8 protein-coding genes are annotated in these 11,178 nt (G+C 39.8%); all 8 read right to left on the minus strand.

The features are described 5' to 3' along the window. The coding region (locus DB41_RS10850) for a DUF4116 domain-containing protein (RefSeq protein ID WP_155117613.1) at nucleotides 1–1,505 on the minus strand (1,505 nt) is incomplete at its 3' end. 1,299 nt (nucleotides 1,506–2,804) lie between these two features. Next, on the minus strand, nucleotides 2,805–3,392 hold the full coding sequence (gene kdpC, locus DB41_RS07410) for a potassium-transporting ATPase subunit KdpC (RefSeq protein ID WP_052244000.1): 588 nt from the start codon (nucleotides 3,390–3,392) through the stop codon (nucleotides 2,805–2,807). 10 nt (nucleotides 3,393–3,402) lie between these two features. Next, nucleotides 3,403–5,499: a potassium-transporting ATPase subunit KdpB gene (gene kdpB, locus DB41_RS07415; RefSeq protein WP_039386037.1), complete on the minus strand. Its 2,097-nt coding sequence runs from the start codon at nucleotides 5,497–5,499 to the stop codon at nucleotides 3,403–3,405. A 70-nt stretch (nucleotides 5,500–5,569) separates the two neighbouring features. Then, nucleotides 5,570–7,261 carry a potassium-transporting ATPase subunit KdpA gene (gene kdpA, locus DB41_RS07420; protein ID WP_039386038.1) on the minus strand — a complete coding sequence of 564 codons (1,692 nt, stop codon included), beginning with the start codon at nucleotides 7,259–7,261 and terminating at the stop codon, nucleotides 5,570–5,572. A gap of 13 nt (nucleotides 7,262–7,274) precedes the next feature. After that, on the minus strand, nucleotides 7,275–7,370 hold the full coding sequence (locus DB41_RS12990) for a potassium-transporting ATPase subunit F (RefSeq protein WP_079979858.1): 96 nt from the start codon (nucleotides 7,368–7,370) through the stop codon (nucleotides 7,275–7,277). Between the two features lie 144 nt (nucleotides 7,371–7,514). Next, nucleotides 7,515–8,741 (minus strand): dihydrolipoamide acetyltransferase family protein, encoded by a 1,227-nt coding sequence (locus tag DB41_RS07425; protein WP_039386039.1) that lies wholly within the window; start codon nucleotides 8,739–8,741, stop codon nucleotides 7,515–7,517. Nucleotides 8,742–8,753: 12 nt separating this feature from the next. Further along, nucleotides 8,754–9,731 carry an alpha-ketoacid dehydrogenase subunit beta gene (locus tag DB41_RS07430; protein ID WP_039386040.1) on the minus strand — a complete coding sequence of 326 codons (978 nt, stop codon included), beginning with the start codon at nucleotides 9,729–9,731 and terminating at the stop codon, nucleotides 8,754–8,756. Nucleotides 9,732–9,760: 29 nt separating this feature from the next. Further along, the gene (locus DB41_RS07435; RefSeq protein WP_039386041.1) at nucleotides 9,761–10,837 is read right to left on the minus strand and encodes a thiamine pyrophosphate-dependent dehydrogenase E1 component subunit alpha; all 1,077 of its coding nucleotides are present in this window, start codon (nucleotides 10,835–10,837) and stop codon (nucleotides 9,761–9,763) included. Nucleotides 10,838–11,178: the final 341 nt, after the last annotated feature.

Consider the following 11,178-nt stretch of genomic DNA (forward strand, 5'->3'; position numbering starts at 1 on the left):
TGGCCGTCTTGCCGAACGGCCGCAAGCACAATATCTTTATCATTTTTAAGTGCTTGACTAGCATACTGAAGAGCCTTACCATTTTGCTGAACTGCGGCAAGTACTACCTCTTTATCATTATTCAGGTCTTCTCCAGCATACTCAAGTGCCCGAACATCTTGCTGGACAGCCGCAAGCACAATATCTTTATCATTTCTAAGTTCTTGACTAGCATACTGAAGAGCCTGGCCGTTTTGCTGAACTGCAGCAAGTACCACCTCTTTATCATTCTTAAGATCTTCTCCAGCATGCCGAAGTGCCAGACCATCTTGCTGGACTGCCGCAAGCACAATATCTTTATTACTTTTAATCCATGGGCTGGCATAAAAGAGTAGGCTGCCAGCTTGCCGAACAGCAATAAGTAGCAGATATTTATCATCTCTTAGAGACCTGGAGGCATACTCAAGTGCCCATACATTTTGCTGAATGGCAGCAAGCACGACTTTTCTATTGTCTTTAATTTCTTCACTGGCATATTTAAGGGCTAAGCCATCCTGCTGAACAGCAGCAAGCATGACCTCTTCGTCGTTCTTAATTTTTTTGCCCCCATACTGGATAGTCAAGCACGGATGCTTAAAATCAACAAGCACAAATCTCTCATTATCTATCACCGTTTTATCAAGGTACTGGAGGGCCGGATCTTGGTGATGAATAGCAGCAAGCACGACCTCCCTATCGTTTTTAAGCGCTTGGCTAGCATATTTAAGAGATGCGCCATTTTGTTTAACAGCAGCAAGCACCACCTCTTTATTATTTTTAAGCTCTTGGCTAGCATACTCAAGACCTAAGCTATCTTGCTGGACAGCGGCAAGTACGACTTCCTTATCATTCCTAAGTTCTTGGCTAGCATATTTAAGGGCTAGACCATCTTGGCTAACAGCGGCAAGTACGATATTTTTATTATTTTGTAACTCTGGATGAGCATACTTAAGAACTAAGCCGCTTTGCTTAACAGCAGCCAATACGATATCTTGATCTTTTTTAAAATCTTCTCTAGCTTGGGAAAGCTCCCATCCATTTTTCTGCATCTCAGCAAGGGCGGTAGCCTTATCTTTTTTAAACTCCTCGCTGAGATTGTCAAGCGTTAACTCACCTTTTTGAACAATAACCAATGGAGCCGATTCATTATTAATTTCTTTCACCGCATCTTGGGGTGAGTTAATCGTCTGGTCTGCTCTTAGCGGTTTTGGGTTCTTATTCTTGAGTCTATAGCGATGAATATCCCAAACTCCAACCCATATATTTCCTAAGATGGGGATTAATAAAACAATGCACCTGCCAAAACTTTTTTTATTAAGATAGCGGTAATAACTTTTGCTTACAGATAAGTTTTTTTCTTGCAGGGTCGGTATATAAACACATTTTTGGAAAATATTGACTAGGTTAGTCACTGTACTGATTAAAGGCACGTAGTCAGCCTTACGATCAATCCATATGCATAATTGAGGAAAACCGCTTAGTTTCATTTTGACCCTATTTATTCTTTAAGTTCATTAAATTTTAACAACTATGGCTTATAAAATCAACAGAATTTATTTTAAAAGCTAACCTTCTATACAACTAAAAAACATCGTATAAATTAATATATTAGTACTCTCTTTCTCACTCTAAGACGCACCCTACTAACAAGAGCAAGAGGTAGTTGGTGTTTGGCAAACTTTTATCCTACCTTTTATAGAAGCTACATCTGCATAACCCAAAAAGAAATTTACCTTTTTCCAAAGTGGCTTTCTCCTTAAAAGCAAGCTTTTTATTAAGCATATGATTACATAAAGAGCAGCTCAAAAAAACTTCTCACCTTTAATTTGATAGATCCATACCCTCATATAAAGCTGCTTACACTTTCATCTTTTCTTAGCTATATTCTGCATGCGCAAATATTCCTTACCCCCCTTAAGCTTTTGCAGGGAAGAAATAAAACAGGGCTCTTAGACTATCCTTTTCGCTGCAAACTACTCTCTGCTTATCAACATTGCTATTAACAATCCCACCTAGTTCATCCATTCATGCCTTTTCCTATTTTTAACTTTCTTGCCTAAAGTCATACCTGCAAAGCCTTTTTTCTCTAGCTATTTTGATACTTTGGCTATCGGCTATATTTGAGCTTAAATTATGCTAGCTTAACCCAACTTCGGCGCATCGATCAGCTTAAATAAGTATTAATTTGTTCGAATAAATTACTTTATTTTACTTTAAATTAATGAATCCATCCATTTCCCCAAAAAAAGGGATTACGAAGAAGATAGGCCGCTTGATATGCTCTCTTTAAAATGTAAAAGATAGCATTAGCAGCTGCTACCTAAAGTGCTCGGATAGCTTAGCTGCCTCTTTCTTACCTACAATGGGTGCACACACCTGTCACTCGCGATTATTTAACTTTTTAAGATAAAGTTAGTTTACCGTCATTACGTTCTTAAGCTAAACAGCTTAAATTATAAATGATTTTGTAAGCGATCATGAGGGCCATATCTACTTAAGGTATTGATGCTAAAGACCTAATATAAATCAGAAAGGGCAGTAAATAGGAAAAAACCAGCTATTTGCGAGCATTTTTGACATTGCAGATGCCTGCAGAATCGTGTCTAAAGCTGGGCATGCCCCGTGAACGCTTACATGATTTTGATAATTTAAAAATGCTTGTCAAGAGATAATCTTTTTATAAATTTAGAGAAATCTAGGTCTATCTATAAAATAAAGAGGAGTTAGGACAAAAGAAGCTAAAAAATTAAAAAGCTTATTGTGACTTTTTCCCTCTATAAAATTTGTCATTCCTTTTGAGCTTTATCCCATGCATCTAAAGCTAAATTAAGTTTTAGCACGTTGATATAAGGTGCGCCTAGGAAGCCCCAGCGCGGCAATTCTATGGATGCTTCGATGAGTCGAAAAATAGCCTCTTTATTATTTTCATTCCAACCTCTTGCTTTGATTACCCGTTCTACCTGGAAGTAGGCGGTCTGCGGAGAAATATGCGGATCTAATCCGCTGGCAGAAGCAAAAAGTAACTCACTAGGAATTAAGCGATCACTTTTCTCCTCGTAGGTTGTTTTTATCTTTACTTTGCGTTTTTCAATAACTTTTTTTAAAGCCTCGCTGGTAGGGCCTAAATTACTTCCCCCTGATGCTAAAGGATTATAATTATTTATCGATGGACGTCCCCAAAAATAGCGATTGCTTTCAAAGTTTTGCCCGATCAGGGCAGCCCCTATCCACTTTCCATTAAAAGAAATAAAATCCCCTTCCGCTTTATTGTTGATAGTTAGATACGCTATAAGAGTAATGAAGAGAGGGTAGATAATCCCTGTTAAAGCTGTTAGCCATAGAAACATCTTGAAGCTAGTCCAAATTCTTAACATATAAACTCTCTTACTCTACAAAGCCAAAAAAGGTGATTAAAATATCGATAAGTTTTATTCCTACAAAAGGAGCCACAAGACCTCCTAATCCATAGATGAGGAGATTATTTCTTAACAAAGCCTGTGCTGACTGAGCATTATATTGGATCCCTCTTAAAGCTAGAGGTATTAAAGCCACAATGATTAGGGCATTAAAGATAAGGGCACTTAAAACAGCACTCTGTGGTGAATTTAAGCCCATAATATTAAGTACGGACAAAGGGCCAGCGCCTCCTTCATCTCCTATATACAAGGCTCCAAAGATCGCTGGAATGATGGCAAAATATTTAGCCACATCATTCGCTATACTAAAAGTTGTTAAAGCACCCCTTGTCATCAACATCTGCTTGCCAATTTCTACAATGTCTATTAACTTGGTAGGATTGCTATCTAAATCTACCATATTGCCAGCTTCTCTAGATGCCTGTGTGCCTGTATTCATTGCTACACCTACATCCGCCTGAGCTAAAGCAGGTGCATCATTGGTGCCATCGCCTGTCATAGCCACTAGCCTTCCATTTTCTTGCTCGCTTTTAATTTTTTCTAGTTTTATTTCGGGCGTAGCCTCAGCAATAAATTCATCTACTCCAGCTTCTGCTGCAATAGCTGCAGCGGTCAATTGATTGTCACCAGTAACCATTACGGTACGAATACCCATGCGCCGCATCTGCGCAAATCTTTCTTGGATACCTCCTTTAATGATATCTTTAAGGTGAATGATCCCTACAATTTTATCCTCATCGCTGACCAATAAAGGTGTTCCTCCTTTACTTGCTATAGTTTGTATAGCAGCATCTAGCTGATCAAGATAATGCCCTCCTAAACTTGTTAGATGCTTTTTAATGGCTTCTGTAGAGCCTTTGCGTATGCGCCGTATAACCTTTCCTAAACCGTCTACGAAATCGATACCGCTCATGCGTGTAGTGGCTGAGAAAGGAACAACGATAGAGTTTCTTGTATCCAAAGATTCAGCCCTTAAGCCAAATAATTTTTTAGCAAGAACTACAATAGAACGGCCTTCTGGAGTCTCATCAGATAGAGAAGCTAACTGAGCAATTTCTGCAAAAGCTTTTTCATCCATGCCTACAGCAGGTAAAAAAGCTGTAGCCATTCTATTGCCGATAGTAATCGTGCCTGTTTTATCGAGTATCAACAAATCTATATCTCCTGCGGCTTCCACCGAGCGGCCGCTTAAAGCTATCACGTTGCGCCTAAATAAACGATCCATCCCTGCAATTCCTACCGCACTTAGCAATGCGCTAATGGTCGTAGGGATTAAGCAAATTAGCAGAGCCACTAAAATAGGAAAGGTTAGGAGTTGGGAAATATCTTGCTTAGAAGCATGGGCACTATATTCTCCAAAAGCTTTCAAAGAAGCGATAGTGATAAGAAAAATAATGCTTAAAGCCGAAAGCACGATATGCAAGGCAATTTCATTAGGTGTCTTCTGCCGTTTGGCGCCTTCAATTAAGCGTATCATGCGGTCTAAAAAATTATTTCCGGGCTCTGCAGTCACTTGAATACGCAGGCGATCGCTCAGCACCCTAGTTCCTGCCGTTACAGCGCTTCTATCTCCTCCACTTTCTCTAATGACAGGTGCCGATTCACCTGTTATAGCTGATTCATCAATTGTAGCAGCCCCTTCCACGACATCCCCGTCGGTAGGAATAATATCCCCTGCTTCGCAAATTATTACATCCCCTTTTTTTAACTGGTCTGCAGGAATTTTTATCTCTATTCCATTGATCTCTTGACGAGCATTAGCTTGAACTTTTGTTTTTCTTAAACTCGCCGCTTGTGCTTTTCCTCTACTTTCGGCAATGGATTGAGCAAAATTAGCAAAAAGGATTGTAAACCATAACCAAAGGGCAATTTGCAAATTAATCCACGCTAACTGCTGATAAAAAATCTCCTGGATGACATAACTTGTGGTAGCCAGGGCTCCAAGATAAGTCACAAACAGGACAGGATTTTTAAATTGATCCTGGGGAGCCAACATCTTGATTGCTTCTTTAAGAGCCTCTGCAGCAATTTTCAAAGTTAACAAGCTCTTTTGGTTGGACTGCATTCGATCTCCTTTATCCCTAAAGTTTTGATCCCTTATTGGACATTATTTTCCTCTATCTATTTTTCTGAATTTAAAATGTCTGTCCTTTAAGCATTAAAAGATGCTCCGCTAAGGGACCTAATGACCATGCAGGAAAAAATGTTAATGCTCCTACGATAAGGATCACACATAAAAGTAAAAAAGCGAACAAAGGAGAGCTAATGGAAAAGTCCCCTGAAGAAAGAGGAGAAGCCCTTTTAGAGGCAAGTAAGCCCGCTATAGCAAGGCTAGACAAAATTATTGAACCCCTACTTATTAACATGACTATTCCCAGGAAGAGATTGTAATAAAGTGTATTAGCATTTATTCCAGCAAACGCACTACCATTATTACCTGCAGCCGATGAAAAAGCATATAAAATTTCTGATAAACCATGAGGACCCTGGCTTCCTAAGCTAGCAAGGGCTTCTGGCAGTATGCAAGAAAGTCCACTCCCTATGAGAATGAGAAAGCTAGGCATTAAAATAGCTAGCATTAGCCATTGCATTTCTTTTCTCTCAATTTTTTTACCTAAGTACACTGGCGTCCTTCCTACCATAAGACCTGCAAGAAAAACTGTAAGGATGGCAAACATGATCATCGAGCATAGTCCTACCCCTATCCCTCCAAAAACTATCTCTCCTAGCATCATGTTAAGCATAGCCATTCCTCCGCTTAAAGGGGATAGACTAGAAAGCATAGCATTAACTGAGCCATTTGACGTAGCTGAGGTTGACATAGCCCATACAAGACTAAGGTTAGTTCCTAGCCGGGTCTCTTTTCCTTCGAGGAAAGGAGAGGCATCCATAGCAAGATCCATGAGTTTTTCCGCATAGAAGGAAATACTTAAGCCGACCACCCAAAGAGCTATCATAACAGCGAAAAGATTCCATGCATGCTTTTTGGAATCGATTAAGATTCCATAGGCATATACGGAAGCCGCTGGTATTAGCAAAATAGCAAGCATTTCAAAAAGATTGGTAACAGGGGAAGGATTTTCAAAAGGATGCGCACTATTAGCATTAAAAAAGCCTCCCCCATTTGTTCCCAGCTGTTTGATAGCTACCTGCGAGGCTACGGGTCCTAGAGGAATGATTTGCTGAGAATTTTCCAAAGTAGTCACTTCAATATAAGGAGAAAAGGTTTGAACGACCCCTTCGCTAACCAATAATAAGGCTAGTAGTATAGAAAGAGGTAACAGTAGATAGACGATAGAACGAATAAGATCGCTCCAAAAATTGCCTATGTGTTTAGTATTTTTGCTCACAAGGCCCCGAATTAAAGCTAATAAGGTAGCCAATCCAGTGGCTGCGCTCAAAAAATTGTGCACGGCCAGCCCAAGCATTTGCGTCAGATAGCTCATTGTGGTCTCACCTGCATAGGCTTGCCAATTAGTATTAGTAATAAAGCTTATCGCAGTATTAAAGGCTAATGGCCATGGAACTGCTGGAAAATGCTGAGGATTAAGAGGAAGGATATGTTGTAAAAGTTGAAGAAAAAAAAGCCCTAGAAAGCCGATGATATTGAAAATAAGAAGGGCGGTCGCATATTCAAGCCAGCTCATCTCTTTTTTTGCATCTACGCTACTGAGGCGATAAGATAAATGCTCTAAGCCTCCTAAGAAAAAATGCACAGCAGTTCTTTGACCGGTAAATATTTTAGCCATATATCTACCAAGAACAGGTGTTAACACAATAAGAAGAGCAGGAAAGAAAAGGAGTGTAGCCCAATCGGCATAGGACATAAGTGCTCTTCTCTTAGAATTTTTCAGGGTGAAGTAGGGTATATATCAAATAAGCTAAAACGGCAAATGTTAAGGCTCCCGCTAAAATAAAATCCATCGGCATACTCATCCTGCACAATTAAAAGCTATCCTATAAATTGTACATTAGCTATCTCAAAAAAAATTTACAAATAAAATAAGCAAAATAGCAATAGAAAAGTTATCCAGAAAAAAAGCCATTCTTAATTTTTTGTTAAATTTAGGATAGCTATTTTTACAATAAAGGAGCTGGATTTTTGATAAGATGAGCATAATAATGAGAAAAAGCTGCCGCTTGATCGCCATCTATGATCCTATGGTCAAAGCTCCATGATAAATTGAGAACATCCCTGAGCACTACGTTATCATTACAAGCCCATGGCTGTTTTTGAATACGATTAACGGCTAAGATAGCTACTTCAGGATAATTAATGATAGGCGTTGCCCATAGCCCCCCATCCCCTAAGACTCCAAAGTTACTAATTGTAATAGTCCCTTCTTTCATCTCACTCGGCTGAAGCTTATTGGTATTAGCTTTGTTTTTAAGTTCTTCATAAGCATAGATCAAATCGATTAAAGAAAGAGCTTGAACATTTTTAAGTACCGGTACAATTAATCCCAAGGGCGATGCCATGGCAATGCCTATATGCTGCTGCTGATGAATGATCAGCTTATGTTGATCCACCGAACTATTAAACTGAGGAAATTTATTTAAAGTTAAACTTAAAGCTTTAAGCAGAAAAGGCATATAAGTGACTTGAATATTCTTCTTAGCCCCCTCTTCTTTAAATTTTTGGCGTAAACGCACAAGCCTTGTCGCCTCAGCTTTTTCAAAATAAGAAAAATGAGGAATTTTACGTTTAGATTCTACCATTTTCTGGTACATTAAATTTTTAATACCTATGATAGGAAGCTCTTTATCTCCTTCAAGACGAAGAACACTGGTATCTAAATTTTCCTTGGGCGAGGGCCGAACATATTGACGTAAATCTTCTGGTCTTACGCGGCCTGCTTTGCCCGTTCCCTGAATCTGAGAGATATCAATTCCCATTTCTTGAGCTAATTTCCTTGTAGAAGGCAGAGCTAAAACATCTGACGATTTAGGTGCAAGAGCAGAGGCATCAGTATGACTAGGAGCAAGTGGAGACAAAGGACAAGGCTTAGGGAGAGAACTTTCTTTAAGCTTAAATTGAGGCGGGGGCGCTGCTGTATGCCCTTCAAGTAATTCTATATCGTAAAGAGGTTTTCCTTTAATCGATATCTCTCCAGGCTTATAGTAATGTTTGACGACTTTTCCAGGATAAGGGGAAGGAAGTTCTACAGTAGCTTTATCAGTCATTACAATTACGACAGCTTCATCTTGCAGGACGGTATCCTGGATATCTTTAAGCCATTCAACCACTTCTCCTTCGATAACTCCTTCCCCAATATCAGGCAAGGTTACGGTATGAATTTTAGCCATGGAGTCTTCCGTTTAGTAATCAAGGGTTTCTAAAATTGCCTTTTTAACGCGAGGAGTATCAGGCAGATATTCTTTCTCTAAAGTATGAGGGAAAGGCGTATCTAAGCCGCAGCAACGTTTAACAGGTGCTTGAAGTTTTAGTAAGCAACGCTCATGAATCAACGCCGAGAGCTCGGCACCAAAACCTTGAGTTAAAGGCGCTTCATGGCAAACAACGCAGCGACCTGTCTTATTGACTGATGCTACCAAGGTGTGAATATCTAAAGGATTTAAAGTACGTAGATTTATAACTTCTACATCAATGTTTTCTTGCTGGGCCAGCTCCTCTGCCGCCTGCTTATTTTGATGATGCTGTGCTCCCCAGCCAATCAAGGTTATGTCCCTACCTGTACGTTCCACATGGGCTTGACCAAAAGGAATTAAATATTCTTCTTCGGGTACTTCTTGTTTTAAAGAGCGGTAAATCCTTTTGGGTTCTAATAAAAGGACAGGATCATTGGAGCGAATGGCAGAAGCAAGCAATCCTTTAGCATCATAAGGAGAAGAAACTACTGCTACCACCAGGCCAGGAATATGGAGAAAGAAAGCCTCTGGGGATTGAGAGTGGTAATGTCCTCCATGAATCCCTCCTCCATAAGGAGTGCGTATAACCATTGCGCTGCTGTACTGGTTACCCGTGCGATAGCGCATCTTAGCCATCTCGTTGACAATCTGGTCAAAAGCTGGATAGATATAATCGGCAAATTGGATTTCGCAAATAGGCTTAAGGCCTTTTTGTGCAATGCCTATGCCAAAACCTATGATGCCAGCCTCTGCCAAAGGAGTATCAAAGCAACGCTCTTCTCCAAATTTTTCTTGCAAGCCTGTGGTTACGCGAAAGACCCCTCCGAAGGCACCTACATCCTCGCCAAAAGTTAGCAAACGTGAGTCACGTGCAAACTCTTGATGAAGAGTGTGATTTAAAGATTGGATAATGTTCATGATTGCCATGTTAACCTACTAAACAAATATGGGGTGGTTTATTCATGATAAAGAGATTGGATGTCTTCGTACTGAGCTGCAAGGCTAGCTGGCACTTCAAAATATACATCTTCTATAAGAGAATGTAAAGCAGGCCTACCGGTCTCTTTGGCCACCTGGATGGCTTCAGTAATTTCTTTATTAATAGAGTCTAAGTAACTTTTTTCTTGCTGCACATCCCATAAACCTTTCTTTTCCAAAAAATTCTTTAAGCGAGTGATAGGACAAGCTAGTTGCTTTTCTAAAACTTCTTTCTCTTGACGATAAACCGAAGGATCATCCGAAGTAGAATGAGCTCCTAAGCGATAGGTCATGGCTTCAATGAAAACGGGGCCTTGACCTTCTATGCATGCCTGTCTAGCTTGGGACACCGCTTCATAAATAGCAAAAAAATCATTACCATCGACGCGATAAGTCGTTACATTTCTTCCTATCACTTGGGGTGCCACTCCATCGCTAGTAAACTGGCATGAGGCTGGCGTAGAAATGGCATATCCATTATTTCGGCAAAAGAAAATCGCAGGAGCTTTTCTTACTGCCGCAAAATTCAAGCCTACATGAAAATCCCCTTCGGAAGTGGCTCCTTCACCAAAATAAGCTACAGCCACTGTATTTTCTTTTTGAATTTTCATGGCATAAGCACAGCCAGCAGCATGAGGAATTTGAGTACCTATAGGGGAAGATACTTGTACAACATTTAAAGCACGAGATCCAAAATGATTGGGCATTTGCCTTCCCAAAATAAGATCTTCTTTATTACAAAACATGTGGTGAATATATTGCTGCAGAGTAAATCCTCGCCAAAAGATAATGCCACTTTCTCTATACTGAGGATAAAGCCAATCTTCAAATGAAAGAGCAGCAGCACTTGCAACAGAGCAGGCTTCTTCACCCAAAGAGCTTAAAGCAAAAGAAATCATTCCTTGCCGTTGAAGGGTTATCATTCTTTCATCTAAGCGGCGTGTTAAAACCATTGTTTGATAAGCTTTAACTAAAACCTCGTCCGCAATATTTACCTTACACTCCGGAGAAAGTTCACCTTGGGCATTTAAATAGGTACGCGTTGGAATGGCCATTTTTATTTATTCCCCCATAAAGCTTGGTCGTATTAAGGCGAGCTAAATTCTCCACAATTTTAAATGGCTAGCAAACTCAGTCAAACATTTTAACATAAAAAAATTTATGAAGCTGCTTATTTTATTTTTTCTTTTGATCTGGGCCAATTACTGTCCGCGTTAAGAGGGAAATGGACGAGGAGAAGTTTAAAAGTAAGAGAGCTTTTTTAGGCGATTAAAATCGGTTAAAATATAATCATTTAACCTTAAGCCTCCTTTCGCAGATAAATCTTATCTTAAAGACCTAAATAAGGCGACAGGGGGCTTAGAATCAACGGTATGCAAAAAAAAGGTAACAGTTC

Origin of the sequence: Neochlamydia sp. TUME1 (genome assembly GCF_000813645.1) — a bacterium.
Taxonomy (GTDB): Bacteria; Chlamydiota; Chlamydiia; order Chlamydiales; family Parachlamydiaceae; genus Neochlamydia.

Excerpts from the sequence above, each read along its gene's own strand:
- kdpC (WP_052244000.1), bottom strand. The coding sequence starts at position 3,392 with ATGTTAAGAATTTGGACTAGCTTCAAGATGTTTCTATGGCTAACAGCT.
- kdpB (WP_039386037.1), bottom strand. The coding sequence starts at position 5,499 with ATGCAGTCCAACCAAAAGAGCTTGTTAACTTTGAAAATTGCTGCAGAG.
- kdpA (WP_039386038.1), bottom strand. The coding sequence starts at position 7,261 with ATGTCCTATGCCGATTGGGCTACACTCCTTTTCTTTCCTGCTCTTCTT.
- DB41_RS12990 (WP_079979858.1), bottom strand. The coding sequence starts at position 7,370 with ATGAGTATGCCGATGGATTTTATTTTAGCGGGAGCCTTAACATTTGCC.
- DB41_RS07425 (WP_039386039.1), bottom strand. The coding sequence starts at position 8,741 with ATGGCTAAAATTCATACCGTAACCTTGCCTGATATTGGGGAAGGAGTT.
- DB41_RS07430 (WP_039386040.1), bottom strand. The coding sequence starts at position 9,731 with ATGGCAATCATGAACATTATCCAATCTTTAAATCACACTCTTCATCAA.
- DB41_RS07435 (WP_039386041.1), bottom strand. The coding sequence starts at position 10,837 with ATGGCCATTCCAACGCGTACCTATTTAAATGCCCAAGGTGAACTTTCT.